The 18,189-nt window shown below is 31.3% G+C and carries 19 protein-coding genes and 1 pseudogene; 1 reads left to right on the forward strand and 19 read right to left on the reverse strand.

The window, feature by feature from the left end; genetic code table 11:
* Positions 1 to 846 precede the first annotated feature (846 nt).
* Both DPQ31_RS28830 and DPQ31_RS28835 read right to left on the reverse strand, forming a co-directional pair.
* A complete protein-coding gene (locus DPQ31_RS28830; protein WP_208731431.1) occupies positions 847 to 1,281 on the reverse strand; it encodes a hypothetical protein in 435 nt (144 codons plus the stop codon).
* Positions 1,282 to 1,907: 626 nt separating this feature from the next.
* A complete protein-coding gene (locus DPQ31_RS28835) occupies positions 1,908 to 2,240 on the reverse strand; it encodes a hypothetical protein (protein WP_001041141.1) in 333 nt (110 codons plus the stop codon).
* A 552-nt stretch (positions 2,241 to 2,792) separates the two neighbouring features.
* Here DPQ31_RS28835 and DPQ31_RS28840 point away from each other — a divergent pair.
* Positions 2,793 to 3,062: a hypothetical protein gene (locus tag DPQ31_RS28840; protein WP_097882128.1), complete on the forward strand. Its 270-nt coding sequence runs from the start codon at positions 2,793 to 2,795 to the stop codon at positions 3,060 to 3,062.
* 195 nt (positions 3,063 to 3,257) lie between these two features.
* On the opposite strand, the gene DPQ31_RS28845 is transcribed toward DPQ31_RS28840, so the two are convergent.
* The 17 genes and pseudogenes from DPQ31_RS28845 to DPQ31_RS28920 all read right to left on the reverse strand — a co-directional run bounded on the left by DPQ31_RS28845 (position 3,258) and on the right by DPQ31_RS28920 (position 18,085).
* Positions 3,258 to 4,787, reverse strand: coding sequence for a sensor histidine kinase (locus DPQ31_RS28845; protein WP_098806132.1), 1,530 nt, complete (start codon positions 4,785 to 4,787; stop codon positions 3,258 to 3,260).
* The gene (locus tag DPQ31_RS28850) at positions 4,787 to 6,277 is read right to left on the reverse strand and encodes a sensor histidine kinase (RefSeq protein ID WP_208731432.1); all 1,491 of its coding nucleotides are present in this window, start codon (positions 6,275 to 6,277) and stop codon (positions 4,787 to 4,789) included. The genes DPQ31_RS28845 and DPQ31_RS28850 overlap by 1 nt, the downstream gene beginning before the upstream one ends.
* Positions 6,252 to 6,959 (reverse strand): response regulator transcription factor, encoded by a 708-nt coding sequence (locus tag DPQ31_RS28855; protein ID WP_012259945.1) that lies wholly within the window; start codon positions 6,957 to 6,959, stop codon positions 6,252 to 6,254. Before DPQ31_RS28855 ends, DPQ31_RS28850 begins: the two co-directional genes overlap by 26 nt.
* A gap of 463 nt (positions 6,960 to 7,422) precedes the next feature.
* Complete coding sequence (locus tag DPQ31_RS28860) at positions 7,423 to 7,671, reverse strand: hypothetical protein (RefSeq protein WP_208731433.1); 249 nt, start codon at positions 7,669 to 7,671, stop codon at positions 7,423 to 7,425.
* Positions 7,672 to 7,881: 210 nt separating this feature from the next.
* A pseudogene (locus tag DPQ31_RS29595) lies at positions 7,882 to 8,145 on the reverse strand (hypothetical protein); the annotation flags it as partial.
* Positions 8,146 to 8,562: 417 nt separating this feature from the next.
* On the reverse strand, positions 8,563 to 9,300 hold the full coding sequence (locus tag DPQ31_RS28865; RefSeq protein WP_098806135.1) for a 3D domain-containing protein: 738 nt from the start codon (positions 9,298 to 9,300) through the stop codon (positions 8,563 to 8,565).
* Positions 9,301 to 9,424: 124 nt separating this feature from the next.
* Entirely contained in the window at positions 9,425 to 9,646 is a 222-nt protein-coding gene (locus DPQ31_RS28870) for a zinc ribbon domain-containing protein (RefSeq protein ID WP_000428645.1), read from the reverse strand.
* Positions 9,647 to 9,765: 119 nt separating this feature from the next.
* Positions 9,766 to 10,353, reverse strand: a complete 588-nt coding sequence (locus DPQ31_RS28875) for a hypothetical protein (RefSeq protein ID WP_198130964.1) — start codon at positions 10,351 to 10,353, stop codon at positions 9,766 to 9,768.
* Positions 10,354 to 10,751: 398 nt separating this feature from the next.
* Positions 10,752 to 11,480 carry a hypothetical protein gene (locus DPQ31_RS28880; protein ID WP_261797494.1) on the reverse strand — a complete coding sequence of 243 codons (729 nt, stop codon included), beginning with the start codon at positions 11,478 to 11,480 and terminating at the stop codon, positions 10,752 to 10,754.
* Between the two features lie 508 nt (positions 11,481 to 11,988).
* The gene (locus DPQ31_RS28885) at positions 11,989 to 12,267 is read right to left on the reverse strand and encodes a hypothetical protein (RefSeq protein ID WP_208731435.1); all 279 of its coding nucleotides are present in this window, start codon (positions 12,265 to 12,267) and stop codon (positions 11,989 to 11,991) included.
* A 331-nt stretch (positions 12,268 to 12,598) separates the two neighbouring features.
* Complete coding sequence (locus DPQ31_RS28890) at positions 12,599 to 12,817, reverse strand: phage holin (RefSeq protein WP_208731436.1); 219 nt, start codon at positions 12,815 to 12,817, stop codon at positions 12,599 to 12,601.
* A gap of 605 nt (positions 12,818 to 13,422) precedes the next feature.
* Positions 13,423 to 13,632, reverse strand: a complete 210-nt coding sequence (locus DPQ31_RS28895) for a hypothetical protein (protein WP_000916955.1) — start codon at positions 13,630 to 13,632, stop codon at positions 13,423 to 13,425.
* Between the two features lie 15 nt (positions 13,633 to 13,647).
* Entirely contained in the window at positions 13,648 to 13,815 is a 168-nt protein-coding gene (locus DPQ31_RS29600) for a dihydrofolate reductase family protein (RefSeq protein ID WP_257209475.1), read from the reverse strand.
* A 328-nt stretch (positions 13,816 to 14,143) separates the two neighbouring features.
* Positions 14,144 to 14,476: a hypothetical protein gene (locus tag DPQ31_RS28905; RefSeq protein WP_098820951.1), complete on the reverse strand. Its 333-nt coding sequence runs from the start codon at positions 14,474 to 14,476 to the stop codon at positions 14,144 to 14,146.
* A gap of 30 nt (positions 14,477 to 14,506) precedes the next feature.
* Positions 14,507 to 14,878: a single-stranded DNA-binding protein gene (locus DPQ31_RS28910; protein ID WP_208731437.1), complete on the reverse strand. Its 372-nt coding sequence runs from the start codon at positions 14,876 to 14,878 to the stop codon at positions 14,507 to 14,509.
* Between the two features lie 1,204 nt (positions 14,879 to 16,082).
* On the reverse strand, positions 16,083 to 17,069 hold the full coding sequence (locus tag DPQ31_RS28915; RefSeq protein WP_208731438.1) for an N-acetylmuramoyl-L-alanine amidase: 987 nt from the start codon (positions 17,067 to 17,069) through the stop codon (positions 16,083 to 16,085).
* Positions 17,070 to 17,290: 221 nt separating this feature from the next.
* Complete coding sequence (locus tag DPQ31_RS28920) at positions 17,291 to 18,085, reverse strand: hypothetical protein (RefSeq protein ID WP_208731439.1); 795 nt, start codon at positions 18,083 to 18,085, stop codon at positions 17,291 to 17,293.
* Between the last annotated feature and the right edge of the window lie 104 nt (positions 18,086 to 18,189).

Here is an 18,189-nt window from a genome sequence, read left to right on the forward strand (position 1 = left end):
ATGCCCAAATTATAAAATGCTTCAATACCAAATGGTTTGTATTCATTTTTCATCCCTTCTGGTATTACATTTTTTTAAGGTAATTAGAATAATAATTCGGGCAACCAATTATATTCATATGAAATTAAATATCTTCTTTTCCAAAATTACCTTGAATATGATCGTGTCCGCAAACTCAACGGCCTGCATTTATACAAAGAATTGTAATACTATATTAAGGATTTAGCTCAAATCCTATAAACAGGTTATACACTATTGTAAGATACGAAAGAAATACATCATCACCAGCATAATTAATCGATATGTAGATTGGAATCATTTAATAGATTCTTAAAAAATCCCCAAATACCTCGTATCTTGAGAAGATATCATCTGGCATCTACTGTATACACCTGAAATAATTAATATCATTAGATTAACCATAATATGTTTTTAATTGACGTGTTTTCTTTTTATATGATGCTCATATAGTACCACGTCAAATACACGTCTATATGTTATTTATGCTATGTTGGAACATAAACTTCTTCATCGAATTCAAAAATTTTAGTAACTGCACCAAAATGAGTTTGTTATCCATTACGGTTACATTTTATTTCGAAACCTCAAAGTCACTTCAATACACAAAGTTAATGTGCTTTAAACAAGCAAGTGTTATCAACTGAAAAGTATAAGTCAAATTCCTTTTCTAATTGTTCTTATCCCCACAATTTAATTTCCTTTTGATTAAACCTAGTATTTCTAGGCTGTCATTTTCCTAAATTTATTAACTCAGACGACCGCATCAATAAACTATTTAATTAATACTTTTTATCTATTTAAGTAAAATTAATAAAAATGTTAGCGTTAAACACCGACAGCTGATAATCTTGTACCAACTCTATATGAAATCTGTATTTTTTCCACATCTTTCTTACTCTCCATAGCTAATTTATTTCTTATGAGCCCTTCTTGATCAAGTAATCTATTCAATTCAGAACGTTGGTTGTCAGTAAGTTTATCCAAATTCTCATTTATCCATATAGATTGCTTATTAGATAATGGGTGGAATAGACTTTTAAAAACGTGGCAACCACTACACCCCTCTTTACTTGACCAAGGATATGTGCCAAATTTTAAAAATTCTCCTCTAGTTGCAATTTCGTTATAGTTCGTTTTATTTTTTATTTTATATTTTTCAATAAGCTCATTGGCAAGTTCGCTATGCTTACCGTAATCACATTCATAGAAAATACCATCCGGTGCTAAATATCCCGATAACCCATATCTCATTTCTCTCATTTTCCTATTCCCTCTTGTTCTGTTAGTTTATGATTTTTCTACCATTTACGAACTGATGTTCTTATTATATAAAAAATAATAAGAAATTAAAACAAAATTTTGATATTTTTTACCAAATAAATAAAAATTTAAATTTCTTTTCTCTCTTTAATTTTAAGATGTTCTAAAAAAGGGAAATCTCTATGAATACAAATTTTCTTAATCCTTTTAAAGCATAGTCTTCTTTACTGTGTCCACTATTTTAATTTCACAATAAGTAAAATATTTAAACCTATTACCTAAACATTTTATTGCAACACACTCTGTTGGACTTGATTATAAAACACTGTGCTTTCTTCTAGTAAATTAACTTGTTCGCCTAACTTTTCAATTTAATAATTAAGAGGAACAAGCTCTTTTTGATTTTAAAACGTTACATTCTAACTTAGAGTTATACCAGAAATTCACAAACCTTATATTTTCCTCAAAATAAAAGAGAGACGTAAATACGTCTCTTTCTTTCAAGTATAGTTCATTTATAGTGAGGTACATATCAAGAAAGATAAGTCTTATACTCCTATAATAGGACTCAATAATTAAATTTTGAGACTTTCAAAAAGATTTATGTAATAATTAACCCCCTTCTCTTAGGTACCTCTACTCTCCAAAAAATTCTCTGCTGGTGCAAATCTTGCCTCCAACAGTATGTCATTGATAACAAATCCAATATTGAATTCATCGTTTTCAAAATCTAAATAAATGGGTTTAGCTTTTAATTCTTTTTTAATATAGAGCTCATCCATATCTTCAATATTATCCTCTGTAAGTAAGTGTCTTCGATCTTTATTAGGTTCTAACACTGCTATGCCTATAGATGGAAAATACAAAAGAACATTAATTGAACCCACTTTAACATTTTCTTCGAACATTAAATGATAAAAAGAATTCTTAATGATCTCTATCGCTTCTTGCTTATTCATGACTAATTCCTCCCTCAAGCACTCCATCTTCCTTTATACCACATTTGCTAAAAAGCTAAAAGGTACCTTTTCTTATAAATGCTAAATTGAGCTAACTCACCTTTAAATATTTTAGATAATACTTTACACCCTCATTTCTAATGGTTCAAATTCTTAAAATAAGTTAGTCCAGGAAGGAATTATTGTGCTTAAATTTATTAACGTTTGAGGTGAAAAGTTATAGAAATTACAGATAACGACGATATAACCGTTTTGAATTAAGATTTAAAAATTCTCTTCTTAAAAACTCTCTAAAAAGAAAATACAGAAGAATTGAGTGAATTGAAACTCTTTTTGAGAAAATAAAAAAATATAGGACTGAGATAGAACCTATCTACACGATTAGTTAGCGTAAAATCTTTTATAGTACCGGTAAAGTAAAGAAATAAGACACTTCCTATAAAATCAGTTTCATCTATAAATTAAGAGATACAAAAAGTAAGAGATACAATGATTTCAGAGATGCTGTCTATGTTAGGTATTTGTAGACTTACATAAGGGAGGTGTGGTTGCTTGAAGATTTACCGTGGTAATATAGGGGTAGATTTATCTCTTGAAGAATTCTCCAGACTTATAGTAGATGAAGAGAAAATTGATGACTTGCTCAACCTCATATATACATTGGAGATGGATGAAATAATGAACTATAATAGAGATGACATTCAAGCTCTTGAAGAAAGTCTATTCCAAGAAATTGCAGAGTACCAACGCAAACAAAATTCAAATGACTCAACTGCAAAAATGGAGTATATCTTAGCCCACTTAAAAAAATACGAGCGTTAAAGTTCCACAAGATGAATACATTCAATCTCTATTGTTTGAATGTACAGCAAGTTTGAAGTAGATTGGGGTAGAAAAAGTCCAGCCCCTAGTTATAATCCCAAAAAATTATTTTTCAAATTACTCCAACAAATACTTTGCCACCTAAGATTAATGTATCTATATAATTATTATTTCTCACCATCAAAATAAAAAGACTCAGGATAAATTTCCTGAGTCTTCTCTTCTAATGGCCTTTGGAAAACTTAATATAAAAGATGTTACTCCATCTGCTGTGCCATGAACAGTTATTCGACCTTTATACAGATTCATTACTTCTTTAGCTATGGTCAAGCCTAAACCAGATCCTTGTTTTGAATTCCCCAAATTTTTCCCACGATAATAACGATCGAAGAGAAAAGGAATCTCTTTTTGATCAATAACAACCCCCGTATTGGTGATAGAAATATATACCATATTATCAGTTCTTTTAGAAATAGTATCTATTTTAACTATATTTGAATTCATTGAATACTTAACAGCATTATCAAGAATTGGATTCATCATTAAGAAAAAATGGTTCCTGTCTATAAATATCTCAACTTCTTCAGAATCATAGTCTGTCTCAAAAATAAAACTCGGATAGGTTTCTTGCTTAAATCTTAACAAGAAATTTACTAAATATTTCACGTCATAGTAATTGGCACTATCAATATTTGGGATTTGTTTCAAACGGGCTAGTTCCAGCGTAGTTGATATAATGGCCGTTCCTCTAATTATATTATCTTCAATAGCATTTAGTTTTTCAGCAACTAGTTTATCATCACTTTTTCCATATATTTTAATAACATCAACAGATTGTTTGATTGCCGTAAGATATGTCTTTATCTCATGCGATACATCTTGCATGGAATTAAGATTGTTTTGTACAAGCTCATGCATCCTGTCTAATACTGCATTAAAACGATGAACAATTTTTGATATTTCTTCTCCATACAAAGGATCTTCAATCCTTGTTTGATAATTATTATCTACTACATTTTCAAAACTTGAATCGATTGCACTTTGTAATGGTTTAAAAATAAATTTTAAACATACTAATACTGACACAACTGAAAAGAAGAAAAACCAAATGAACATATATAAGAAGTTTTCCATGCTATTAACCATTTGCATCTTCAAATTAGGTGTTATATCTTTTTTTATGATTATCGTGTCATAATGACCTTTATGTTTAAAAGAATGTAAAATCTCACCATATGCTTTATTTTTTTCATCAATATAAAAACTATAACTATCTTTATCAGCAGTAGCATCTAGTGATTTCATATGTGCTTTAATAGAATCAAAAAAGGTTGGGACGAATAAGGTCAGTATTTGAGCTTCAAACATACCAAATTTATCATTCTGTTCATACTCAGCTGCATAATGATAATCTTGTGCTCCTTGTTCACCCATGCGAATTTTCATTGATTCACCTGGATAGCTAATCTGCTTAAAGAACTCAGAATCAAGTTCCTGTGATGCACCTATTCCTGAAGAAACTATTTTGTCCTGTATTTTCTCTACCCTGGAAAACATAGATTCAAATTCTCTTTGAGTTGTTAGTTGTAGCTCATTATAAATAGAAAATAAATTGACTGGTATTGCTGAAACAAGAACAAGTATAAGGGTTAATAAAACTACTTGCACACGTAGTTTATCACGTTTCACAAAATTATTGAGAAATTTCCTAATCTTATTTCCCATTAGGTATCACCTCTCGATTCCTGATGCAAGGGTATGATTAATGTAAAAATGTTTTTGCCATCTTCATAACTCTTTACATGAATTTTCCCCTTATATAAATGCATCACTTTTTTGGATATTGTTAAACCCATTCCGAACCCTTTCATTGAATTTTCAATATTCTTCCCTCTGTAATATCTATTAAATAACTGTGGGATTTCCTCTTTTTCGATTTGAATACCCCAATTAATAATATCAATATATACATAGTTTGAATATTTACCTTCTCGAATATGAATGACTATCTCATTACTATGCAATGAATACCTAACTGCATTTTCAATGATAGGATTTAAGGCTAATACAAAATGTTCTTTATTAAAATGAATAATTGGCGAGCTTACATCATATTTACCAATAAAATCAAAATCAGGAAAAACCTTTTTTATATATTGTAGGTAATTCTCAATCATTTCTTTTACATCCCGAGATTTTGTAGCATCCATATAAATTCCCCGGTCTAATTTTGCAAGATCGAGAAATGTAGACATAACTTTTGTAATTTGTTCAATATTATCATCTATTGACTTTAATTTTTGTTCTACAATTAGTTTATTATTTGTTCCGTAAAATCGTAGCACATCAATAGATTGTTTAATTGAGGTTAACTTATTGTTTACCTCATGTGAAACATCCTGCATGGACTCTATATTAACTTCAATATTATTTTGCATTTGCTCGAGAATATCATTGATTTTATGCTGAACATTGCTTATTTCTTTTCCATAACTATCCTTTATGTCTATTCTAGCCTTGTAATCCTTTTCTTTTAACTCCACAAATGATTTTTCAAGAGCTTTCCCAAAGAAGCGAAATACTAGGCCCAGCCCAAAATAGATAAATATACTTATAGCAATAATGAAATACAATAAGTAAATAAAAAATTCTTTTTGATATTTCTCTATTAGCTTTATAACAATTGGTGTTACGTTTCTTTTTACTATAATTGTTTCATTATTATCTCTATGTTTAAAAGTATGCTTATAAGTCATATAATAAAGGCCGTTTGTTTCATCGTTACGAATTGATATGTTACCTAATTTATTTATTTCTTTTTGATGTCTTTTAACTAAAGTTTCTATTAAAAAGGCTGCAAAGTATTTATCTACACTACTTATTTCTTCTTCGTTTTGTTTAATGTAGAAAGTGTATTCAGTGTTTTTTGCTGCAGATGAAACTTTTATTTCTTCACCTTTCAATAGAATTCCATCAAAAAATTCCTGATGTATCTTATCAACCCCGCCAATTCTCCACGCTTCATTTTCAATCTGAATCGCCCTGTACTTCATATGACTAAACGCTTCTTCCCCATTTTTTAAAACAACAGAAACAAAAAATAGTAGCTGAATGGGTATTGTAATTAAGGTAACAGCAATGACTGCCACCGCCATTATCTTCATATGTAATTTATTATTTTTTATCCTTCTAGCAACTAGAGACTTCAAGAACATAACCCTTACCTCGAACTGTTTTAATTATATCAACATCAAGTGAATTTCTTAACCTACGGATATTTACTTCCAGAGTATTTGTTTCTTGAAGTTCTGAAGGATCATATCCCCAAATATTTTTATATAATTCTTCTTTAGAAATAATTTGTCCCTTATGAATGATGAAGTAATGTAATAATTCGAAAAGTTGTTTAGTTAAATGAACATGCTTACCCTCAACAATTACTTTGTGCGTTAATAAATTAATCTCAATATTACCGCATCGAGTAATTCCTCCGTTAGAAATATCGTTACTACAACTTCTTCTTAAAACTGTTCGAATTCTCGCAAGCAACACCGTTAAGTCATATGGTTTTGTTATATAGTCTTCTGCTCCCATATCTAAGCCTTGCATAATATCTAGCGGTTCGCTTCTTGATGTCAGGAGTAAATATGGAATTTTCTTTTTTTGATTCACTAACCTTGCAACTTCAAGGCCATTTGAAATACGAGTATTTAACTCTCCCACTGTTTTCTTTAACATGACATCTAATATCATTAAGTCATAATCATTAGATACAGCAGCATTCACTGCTTCATCACCAGTAGTAAACCAATCAATATGATAATTTTCGCTTCTTAAAATCATTTCAAGTGTGCTACCGATTTCAACTTCATCTTCAAGTAATAATAATCTGTACAATTTTCTCCCTCCCACAGGTCTTTTAAGTGCGAAATGTTTGAAAACAACGCAAAAAATCCCCTGTTAGAAGGCGAAATTAAGCAGTGAATTCGTTTATCTTTCCATAGTTTTTTTGTACATAATGCAATTAATGTCTGTAAAAGGTACTACTTACGAGTAACGTTCAATCTTATAAGTATCGTCCAAATTCCTCATATTATTTTTTAACCTTTATACGTGAAACACTTTTTATAACTACATGTACATTAACTTTTCTGCTTAAATCCTCTTTTAAAACTTGGAGTAATTCTACATTGTGCTTCATTTTCTCACTTTTGTCGTATTCCTAAAATTCTGCCCTACCTATTCAAGATTGAAAGCATACTTATAAATGTTTACACACTTCAATCATCTTTCACGACATATTTGCCACTAATGAATTTAATCCTACATTTAAGTACGTCATCGTATAGAAAAAATCTAATTAATTCAGTATTTCTGCCAATATAATCGATAGCTTTTTCTTATTTACATACCAATCTGAAATAGAAGCAATACTTTCATAATCCATTCTTAGTGAAACACCTAGCATACTCGGCATTTCAACTACCTGTTTTAAATGTTGGTTTAGGTCAAGTTCCATTTTATCTTTCAATTCTTCTGATGTATAGACTTTTATTTCATTTAGTGGAAAAACGTTTTCCTTCCTATTTATATTACATACTTTACTCAACTGCCTACACTTTCACTTCGTTTAGAAGAGAAAATTCCTAAATAAAGATTTCTCTGGAATTCTAATTTATTAGACCATCTTCACAGTCCATGCGGTTAGAAACCTTATCGCTTCATTCTTTAATTTGAGACTTTGTCCAAATAATTTTCCATATATTAATGAATTCTAGCTACCTTTACTAGCTGTTTATTTTAATGAGAAGATTCCTTCGTTCTTATTAGATTTGAAACCCAGGATACTGTTTAGTTTTTGAAAAAAAGTGTATATGCATCCGCAATGTTGCAAATAGACGACTGAATCGCAATACTATCCACTTCTTTTGGCAAAATAAACACTTTCTTCATGGCAGAAAGTTTGTGAAAGCATATACCCTATGTCAAACCTTTCCCTGTATCTTTGTATACGTTATCCCAAAGAGAATAGAAAGTGATTGAATATAACATGTAAATAGCCAACTATTTTATTAGTTACCAGTGCCTGTGCTTAATTTGGTTAGATACAAAATTTAGATACTTTATTGCGCCTCATTTCTTTCACCTCCATTTCGATATAGGTCTATTATACACCAAACATACATTCGGTACATAGTACCACTTTATGTATGTGGAAAAATTAATATGGCTCCTGTCATCTCTTGTCCGAAACAAACTCATCTTCTCCTACTTACTTCGCGTTCTTTGAGGAATGCATAAAAATGGCCCATCAAATAATACAATGGGCCATTTTTATAAAACTTTTTTAATTCTATTTTTCTTAATATAAAGTATTACGCTATTCATTGTACTTCTTTCAGTTTGTTTACCTAAATAATAGTTATACCAAAATTGCTTTTCCTTCTAATATTCTCCTGATTTTCTCAGCAACCGTGCCCAATGATATCCATATCATCAACTAGTTAAGAAATTCTATCTTGATATCTCTTCGTCCAAAGTCATTCATTCTGTCAGCATCTGTCATATAAATGTCTACTATGTTTCCTTTTATAGCACCACCTCGATCTTCGACAGTGTAAATTCCGTTAATATATGGATAAGAATCACATGTAATTCTTACTCTTGTTCCCATTGGAACCGAGCGATCCATTGCAATCATACCTGGTTGTATTGTCTTACCTGAAGCTGTTATACCTGTAACTCCTGGCTCGTTTAATGTATAAGCAGTACCAATCCCCATAATCGTTCTAGAAACACTAGTATCTTTAGCAGTAGGAGGATCAGATTTGTCTGATGATGTTTTTTCAGGCATCACTGGCCTGGCAGATTCCTTCGCTTCGCGCAATTGCTTAGCTAAATCTGCATTCTCTGCTTGAAGTTTCTGATTCTCTTCTTGAGACTGATGTTTCCCCTCATTAATAGCTTCGTTTTCATTTTTTATTTCTTCTAATTCAATAGAAAGCTGTTCTGTATTAGCTGCAATTTGTTTTTTTTGTTCTTCTAATACTTTGTTGTTTTCATTCGCGGTTTTTAATTCTAGGACAGTTTGTTTATGGTTTTTCTCTAAGGATTTCACTTCTTTGTTTAACTCTTGAATCTCATAAAATTGAAATCCTACACCGCTAGCCACTACGGTTGCTGCCGTGACTTTTAAACAGTTCTGTATTATTTTTCCCTTTTTAATTTTTGTTTTCATTTTGAATCAAGTCCTCTCATTATTATATTTCTGTTGTTACAGTAGTGAGAAGGTTAGAAGTTTTTATAGAGAAGTAAAATAAAAAAGAGCCCTCCTAAAAGAACGGACTCTTTATACATTATTTTTATTCTTTAACTTCAGGAAACTCTTTCTTTTCAAACCACTGATGACGGCAAGCACGCTTTAAGCATGTATACTTAATCCTTGTTTTCCATTCATCTTTATATGCACGAGGATTTTGACACTCCGGGCATGTATTCTCGACGTAACGTTCTTTGTATGTATTCCCCTTTGTCTTATGACCTCTTGATTGTGCATTATATGATACGATTTGTTTGTTCTCCATATAAACTACCTCATCCCTACGCAAAATTTGTAACAGTTGTTTTACCTTAAAAATCATTTACACCATAATATAAAATGTCCAAACAGAATATAAGCACTTACACTTGATTTTACAAGTCCTTATTGTAATTTTTTATTATTTTGATATTCTAAAAAATCATAGAGGATTGACAGCCGCTTTCCTTCGAGGGTTTGAACGAGTTTAAAATCATTTTTCACTGCCTCTACATTATAAATATCTCCAATAATGAAACGCTCGATATCTTCCATTATTGTGGCTAATTCCTTATGAGCAGTGCCGAATTTATCTTCAAAGTCTTTTGCAAACAGAATTGGAAATGAAGCATAAATTCGATTAAATTCATTAATCATATAACGATGAATATACAACATATACTCCTTCATTTCCCGAATTTCTTGTAAACCAATAGATACAGCCCTTGATTCTTGTTCTCTATTAATAGGAGGTAATGGCATTTCACCTACAAACTCTTCCAACTTTTCATCTTTAATGGAAGGAGAAATATACCCCTCAGTTGATTTTTCCCTATCTTCATGCGATAAGATTTTTTTCCCTTCTGCTCTTAACAAGACCTCTTCTAATTTATCTCTCGATTGATAAATCACCGCATCATTCTCTTCTTTGTTGTTTTCTAGTAGTTCACCAAATGTTTTTTCAAATATATTTGATTTATCTTTGTTTGACATTTTATTTACTACTCCCTTGTTATATGAATAAGTATGGTGAATTCGGCTTCTTTCAGTAATATTATTAAAACCTACTACTCTTCCAACTGAACCTTGTCTAAAAATTATAAGCACATGGACATCTTTTTTAGATAGACATTCCCGCTTACATTTCTTGTAAAATTATCCCATGGATATAATTACTGGTACCACTTAATTTTCCCATATTATACATAAAAAAACTAATTAAATTAGAATGAAGATTCTATGACATTTTATTTATTTACAAATAAATCTGATTATTATTTATAAAAAGAAAGCCATCATCATAAAGATGCCTGCCCTCTTCATTAATTATTTATTCCCACCACCAAGAAATACTACTAGTAATAGACATCTTAGTTGCAGCCATTGAAAGATTAAACATCATTTTTTTGAGCATTCGTTTTTACCTCCTTAATTGTTTTGTCAAACTGTTTTTCTGTCCGTTCTTTTCTTATGGAAAATATTAAAAGTAGAATAAATACTAAAGTTGAGCTAATAGTTAAAAATATTAAATTCAAATCAGTACCTTTTACATGTGTCATAAACATTGAAGCAGGTAGAACAATTGCCGCAACAAGAGAAATTCCTATCACTATATATTTCTCATATTTAAAACGTATTTTTTCGAAATCAAATTTAAAAGTCCACTCTTGAGAATAAAGAACAAATGCTAATAAAGCATAGCTAAAACCAGATGTAATATCCATTGCATAATTCCTCCAAATATGCTCTTTCAATTCAGAAGGACTAAAAAATCCAAGTGAAGCAAATATGATCATAATTTGAATAATAAGAGGTATAATGACACCTCCTGCAACAGTCACTACAAGTGCCCAAATAATAGAAAGCTTCTCTATAACAGCTAAATAAAGGAAAGTTATCAGCATTCCTATAATCGGTACTAAATAACCAATACCTTCTTGTTTATTAAAGTAGATGGAGTAATTAATAATACTAGTCAAAAATGAAAGTAGAGAAATTATCGTAATGTTTCGATGGAACCTTAAACAGAATATAGCGCACATAATTGCATAACTGCCAATTCCCAAAATTGTTTGAGATAAAACAAACCAACCCAAGTTTGCTGAATTCAAATTTTTCACCCCTAAGATATAAAAACATATGTATTACACTCTAATAATTTTGTCATACTCCCTTTTAAGATACCAATTAACTTTACATAAACATTCAATGAAATCATTGTCATCTTTCTAAATATTCTAACTAATTTATCTTTTCATTTTCCTCTCGGATTTTTTTATTTCTTGATTGAATGATCTCACTAGATAAATAAAGTAGATATGTTTCATCAAAACGAAAAAACGCAGTGGGGGCAATTTTCTCAAAACGCTTCAAATGTATATGTAAAAACCAATACTTAGGATTAATAATTATTTTTTAAAACGTTTATTTATAGCTTTTTTATCTTTTACCATTAAGTAATCCCGGGTTTTAAATCTCTATTTTTCTAAACGGCATTCCCAGCTGTTTGCTTTTCTTTCTGGTTTCTAATTTCTTGGCCCTTCCTTGAGTGTTCTTATAAAGCCGAATCTCTTTACATAATTTACAAATTACTGCATTCTCATATTTGCCATTTGTTTCTTACTACACTTATGCAACAAGACTCAACTCCTGATCACAACGAGTGGTATACTTGTAGTTGGTAACATCCTCTTTCAGACCAGTGATGGTAACAACTCTAGATTTGTAACAAACAGCTTGGTATCTAGATGTTACTAATATATAATGATTCTTAACCTTAGAAGGTTTGCGGTATTTTACATCACGAGCAAGATCTCGATTAATTTGCATTACAACACGTTTCTTAGAAGCAGTTCTTTTTCCAACACGTTGCTTATACCTCCTGACGGCATGTTCTGTAATTATCATCTTGAGCTTCCCCTTTCGGTTATACAAAAATATTTTCTATCTAATTGGTTATCTATTAAATTTTCTTCATAACTCTCAACTTCATCATTACCTATAATGTAATATCTATTGCGCTCAACTTCTTCAAACGGATTTAGCGCCTACCTTTCGCATTTATTATAGTTGGTGGCTACAATTTAAATGCTGTATTTTCGTTTGGTAATGTAAGTACTCATAAATGCAAATCCTCCTATTCACAACTCCCAATAGAAACGTAAGCAGTTAATTTGAAAACGTCAATAAGTCGGTAAAAAAATAAGACGAACATTTAAGCCCGTCTTACAAGATGACATTATTCCTTAAGTTCTTTTGTCTTTGACGTTACCTTGTTATCATTTATCAATGTCAGCACTGATGCGATAAATGTAACAACAGCAGCAACTTCTGCTTCACCTAATACAGGTAAAGGTTGATAGCCTTTAGAAGTCAAATACTGATTCAACCAAGCTAGTACAAAGACAATAATTCGAATTAATGCCCCTTTATTATTCATTAAAATATCTTTAAACATATGCAACACCCCAAAAAAAGAAGATATGGTACTTAATCACCATAACGAATTACAGAGATTAGAGCCATATCCTACTTTTTCTTCTCCCAACTTAAATCACATTTACAAAATCATGTTCTTGAGGGAGAGTAAACAAGTTCTATTATTGTTGCTATTAAGCTTTCACTCATTGGTGCATACAATTATCATAATTTACCTTAACCACATATCCAAGTTCCAAAATTTTTACATCCACTATTTTTTTCAAGGCTAGTAGGAATTTTAAATTGCTCGTAAGCTTCTTTTAACTTATGAACTATATCCTCTGATGCAGCTTCATCCCCTAATTTGAAATCCCTCTTTCAAACATCTCTTTAGAGTATTAAGCGAGGGATTTCAATGTAGCGGTTTTTAATAATTTTAGGAAGCCAGGTTAGATCCTTTCTTGTTCCTTATCATCATAATCAACTGGTAAATTTAAACTTGTATACATATATAAACCAAACAAGTGACTTACAAACATCTTTACCTTAGTACATTTACCTTTCTCCCTACTTTAGTTAAGGGTATTAACTCTAAAAAAAGGGAGCCTCTTTCAAGGAGCTTTTGAACTAATTGGCTAAGACTTAACAATCATTCATGATGTTTGAAAATTGCTCCGGAGTCGTATGCTTAGAAATAGCGCGGATAAGACATGATAAGTTAGGTTGTTGTTTTGCAGCAAACACTGCTTGATCAATTACTTCCATATACCCTTTCCCTTTACACATACAGCAAAATCCTTTCTCCGTAATACCGGTGCTATCACACCATGAACATGAACGATTCTTTAGCATAGCTAACCCTTCCTTTCAAAAAATATATACTGAACGAATGGTCGTAATCCTCACTTTTTTATAGCAGGAATGTATTTTAGTTGACCATTCCGAACTGTCTAACATAGGAAAGTATGAATCTACTTCATTGAGTGTATTATGAATGCGCGTAGAATAAAGATGAGAAACTATTGGTAGGAACAATTTATATGTTTGCTGACTAACAATAACAACAATATCTTTATCCTTTAATTGTTCACCCCTAAATTGAAAATAATCAAATCCTCCAAAAACAAAGTTTACATCTATTAAATAGAAATAATCTATTTTTAAAGGTATTGGAATCTCTTATAGGAAGTACTGTATTAAATCAATTTTTAATGTTTTGTGACTGAGTAAAAAAATTTTTATAATCCATAATAAATTTATCTTTCTTTGTTGATATGAAATGGGTCATATCATCTTTTAATCGACAAAACATTCTATTATCAAAACCAAGACTTATTAATTGTAGACATTAATTTTGCAATATTCATTTATTACCCTTCCCCGTTTCGTATTTTGTAACAAGTTCCTGTGCACGCAATAGAATTTCCACATCTTCATACAACTCAAACTGTTTTACGGGGTCCTTTTCATCCTTAGCACGTTTTTCCACCTTTTCAACAAGGCTTCCAAGATTAAAAGTTTTTTCTTGTTTCATAACTTGTTTAGTTAAATATTCATACTCTTCTATTAAGCAGTTGGATATTTGTTCTACAGATTTTTCATGCGATAAAGTTTGTCTATAAGAATTATAAAGGGTCATCGTAAATTGATGGAGCCCTTGTTTTAACTCCGACCGTAACCTTCTCTGATCACTCATATAATCACCTCCACCAATAAATAACCTACTTTAAAATGGTAAATCATCATCACTGATATTTATGTCACCAGTGAACATTTCAAAGTTATTTTGTTGTTGATTACTATTATTATCAAAGGTAAAAAATAAAATGTTATTTGCGCGTAATTCCCAGTACGTAATTTTATCCTTCTTAGAAGATTTCATTTTACCGATTACTTGCACAACAGAACCTTTCTTTTGGTATCTTTGTACCTTTTCACCCATTTTCCCCCAAACAGATACATTAAAGAAATCAGTAGTTTTTTTATCTCCATACCCATCATCTACTGCTACAGCAAAACGACAAACTGTCTTTTCACCATACGTATTACTCTCAGGATCACGAGTTAAGCGACCCGTAATTGTAATAATTTGATGCATAATAAATTACCTCCAACTAATGTTTAATTAATTTGGTAAAAATGTTTCATTTGCCACATAGTCATGAAGCAGTTTTAACAACAGAAATACAGCCGATTTAGTGGAGATTTTACTTTTCTTTAAAATCCTGTATAAAAACTTTACTTCTATTTATGACACGTGAAGATTGCATTTCTTCCCTATTTTTCTCTATAGTTTATTAAAAGGAGACTGCTGATAGTTTATTTACTATCTTTTTGAAAGAAATACCTACATATTTCTATTAAAATATGATTATCATTAGTAGTGTCATGATTTATGAAAATAGAAGTACTCCTTAAACATTTCATGTTATAGTAAAATGTTTTTAATGAAACAACGTCAAACTGCTTTTATGAGTTGTTAATAAATAACTCCTCTCAAAACGTAAGCACTTAAAAATTAAAAATCAAGGTAAAAAAAGAGCTTTCCCACGTAGTTTTTTCTACACAAGTAAACTCTTTACATTAGGCGTATATAGTATTTTAAATATATCTAATCTGTTAATAGTACGAGTGAGAAAATAATCATAAGTTACCAGAAAGAACAGGTTACAAAATCGCGTAAACCTTACCAACTACTACCCACTTAGCTAGGAATCCTCTTCGACCATTAGTATATCTATCTGTAGTATTATCGTTACATTAGTTACCTAGTACTAATTCATAACCTAGCCAATAAATAATTATTGTATTTCTATTCTTATAAACCCTTGGGACTAAGTTGCTTAAAAATGTTTTCAACTAATATCAAACTCCTTTTCGTTTTATTAAAAACAAACGACCCAAACGGTATTTTAATCCGTGCTACCGCATAGGCTATGCAGAGCTATAGAACTATAATTTTTTAAAATGACGAACTTGAACCTGTAACTCTATGTGTGTAAGATAAGCGTTCTCACAGCTAAGCGGAGAAGAAATAATATTTAAAATCATAAGTACTTCTCTTTTATTTTCCGGTATTTACTTTTTATATTTAGATTAAGGGCTCCTACCACTCCCCTAATCTAGTATCGAATACTAGGTTCTTCTTCCTCACAGCGAAGACCATCCTAAAATCTATTAATTTAATCTTAAATATATTTGCTAGATTATTAATAAAACCCTATGATCAAATAAAGTCAATAATAACTTTTAAATTATCTAAATAAAAAAGCAGACACAACATGTGCCTACTTTTTTGGAAATTAATATCTTGTTAGATTTGCATAAGATAGAGAAACCCAACCATCATGCACTCTCGCCCATCCACCACTAATATCGTAGATATTCCACGTTTCTCCATTAGGGATAGTACGAATAATATCCCCATCTGTAGAAGATTGTGTACGAACGTTTAGATTTGCAGTAGTTGTAATTTTCCCAATTGGATCACGTTTTCCCGCTAGATTTTCTGGATTTCCATTAGAACTTCCTGCAGGATTAAACTTAACATAAGCAGGACCTGCTGACACCCACTGGTTTCCTCCAACATTGTATAGACCATTAGATAGTCCCCAAGTTTGATACATTTCACCTTTTTTCACTGTCTTAACAACTCGTGAATCAAAGCTAGCAAATTCCCTTACATTAAGTTCTGGAACAAGAATCTCAACAACACCAATACCATCTGAAGATGGCGGTTGAGTTACTGGTGGTGCTATAGTTGCACCCGTACCAGTAAGTTCAGCTTGGACTGCTGCTAAGAAACTATTCCAGCGCCCTTCATCTAAGATACGGTGTGGGCAATTCTTAACTGCTCTAGAATTACCGTTTCGAACACCAATCTCTGTCCAACTCTTATGAGTACGCACACGATCAATTCCCCATCCGCGTTCTCGTAACAGTTGGGCGACGAATTTAATTGCTAAACTTTCAGCTTTTTCGTATCTTGGACCACCAGACAACGAGTAACAGATTTCAACACCGATAGATTTTCGGTTTCCATTCCCACTGCCATCTCCACAATGCCAAGCATTACGATTAACTGGAATACCCTGAATAACTTCAATATCATCTACTGCAAAATGAAATGAAACCTCATTGTTATTTCCAATCATGTAATTTATTTCGTTTTTTGCAGGAGCATCATTATACGTATTATGCACTGTAATATACTCTGCGTTCATAGAATAAGGAGCTTTGATTGGATATTTACTTGCAGCCACAAGATTTTGTATAACTGGAATGGCCATAGTCGTACACCTCCGTATAGATTAAAATGCACGACTAAATTAACCACTTCCTCTTTTTAGTTCAAGGTTAAACTTAATCTACTTTATTGAGCCCTCCTAAATGAAGAGAACTGATATATCTATTTTTTTCTGTACCGCACTGTTTTTACCATTTGTCTACTACACTATTTCCAGAAAACAAGGGTAGCCTTTTCCATCCTATATTCTTTAATACCAGGCTATTAAGCTAAACCTGCTACTACCTTATCTTCTACCACCTCAAAGGATAGTTTAAAGCCTTCTTCTTCAACTAAATAAGTAGCAAGTTCACTTAGGATATATGCTGTGTATTCGTGCTTGTACTCTACAGACTCTTTAAAACCTAACATATTTGCCTTTTTATAGAAAACAGAAGAAAATAGAATTTCGTAAACCTTAATTCCACTAGGGTCTAAGCAAACTGTTTGACTAGCAGCTCCGTCTTCAATAATTTCGTTAACAACTTCATCAAGGATACTTTTTATTTTTCCCTCAGTAGTCTTAGCAGGTCTTTGTTGTTCTACTTGATCTTTAATATTTGCAGCAAAATCTTCTTTGGTATTCACTTCGGATTGAGCCTTTATGTCTTCTACAAGTTTTTTGAAAGCAGCTTGTTCCTTGATGAAAGCTGAAAGATTAGCCTTTGGTTCTAATTTCATGTAAGGAATCATTACTGAAGAATCCATATCTACTTTCGCTACTTGTTCACGAATTTGTTTAGAAAGTTGTTGAGTTGAAATTTGAGAAGCTAATAAGCTAGCAAGAATTGGTTCTTGTATTGTTTTCTCATCAGATTCAATTCCTACAATAGATAAGAGTTCTGTCAATAATGGATCAGTGAAAATACGAGAAATTACTTCGTTAATCCCTGCATGAGTTTCATTACCTTGTGGGTGTGCATTTAATACTGTTTTAAATTCTATTACCTCTCTTGGAGATGTTTCTAATAAAGCCTTTGCTACAGATTCAATATATTCTTTAGCTAATGTTTTTTGCATAGTTAAAATCCTCCTGTATTGTCTTAGTTTGCTTAGTTATTTGTTACTCGATTTATATAGCGTTCGCTATCTGCAATTTCAAAAATATGAAAATCCACTCTAGT

It is taken from the genome of Bacillus sp. COPE52, assembly GCF_003355115.1.
GTDB lineage: Bacteria > Bacillota > Bacilli > Bacillales > Bacillaceae_G > Bacillus_A > Bacillus_A toyonensis.

Coding starts and splice junctions, on each gene's coding strand:
- DPQ31_RS28830 (WP_208731431.1), bottom strand. CDS start 1,281: ATGAGAGAAATGAGATATGGGTTATCGGGATATTTAGCACCGGATGGT.
- DPQ31_RS28835 (WP_001041141.1), bottom strand. CDS start 2,240: ATGAATAAGCAAGAAGCGATAGAGATCATTAAGAATTCTTTTTATCAT.
- DPQ31_RS28845 (WP_098806132.1), bottom strand. CDS start 4,787: ATGGGAAATAAGATTAGGAAATTTCTCAATAATTTTGTGAAACGTGAT.
- DPQ31_RS28850 (WP_208731432.1), bottom strand. CDS start 6,277: ATGTTCTTGAAGTCTCTAGTTGCTAGAAGGATAAAAAATAATAAATTA.
- DPQ31_RS28865 (WP_098806135.1), bottom strand. CDS start 9,300: ATGAAAACAAAAATTAAAAAGGGAAAAATAATACAGAACTGTTTAAAA.
- DPQ31_RS28870 (WP_000428645.1), bottom strand. CDS start 9,646: ATGGAGAACAAACAAATCGTATCATATAATGCACAATCAAGAGGTCAT.
- DPQ31_RS28875 (WP_198130964.1), bottom strand. CDS start 10,353: ATGTCAAACAAAGATAAATCAAATATATTTGAAAAAACATTTGGTGAA.
- DPQ31_RS28885 (WP_208731435.1), bottom strand. CDS start 12,267: ATGATAATTACAGAACATGCCGTCAGGAGGTATAAGCAACGTGTTGGA.
- DPQ31_RS28890 (WP_208731436.1), bottom strand. CDS start 12,817: ATGTTTAAAGATATTTTAATGAATAATAAAGGGGCATTAATTCGAATT.
- DPQ31_RS28895 (WP_000916955.1), bottom strand. CDS start 13,632: ATGCTAAAGAATCGTTCATGTTCATGGTGTGATAGCACCGGTATTACG.
- DPQ31_RS28905 (WP_098820951.1), bottom strand. CDS start 14,476: ATGAGTGATCAGAGAAGGTTACGGTCGGAGTTAAAACAAGGGCTCCAT.
- DPQ31_RS28910 (WP_208731437.1), bottom strand. CDS start 14,878: ATGCATCAAATTATTACAATTACGGGTCGCTTAACTCGTGATCCTGAG.
- DPQ31_RS28915 (WP_208731438.1), bottom strand. CDS start 17,069: ATGGCCATTCCAGTTATACAAAATCTTGTGGCTGCAAGTAAATATCCA.
- DPQ31_RS28920 (WP_208731439.1), bottom strand. CDS start 18,085: ATGCAAAAAACATTAGCTAAAGAATATATTGAATCTGTAGCAAAGGCT.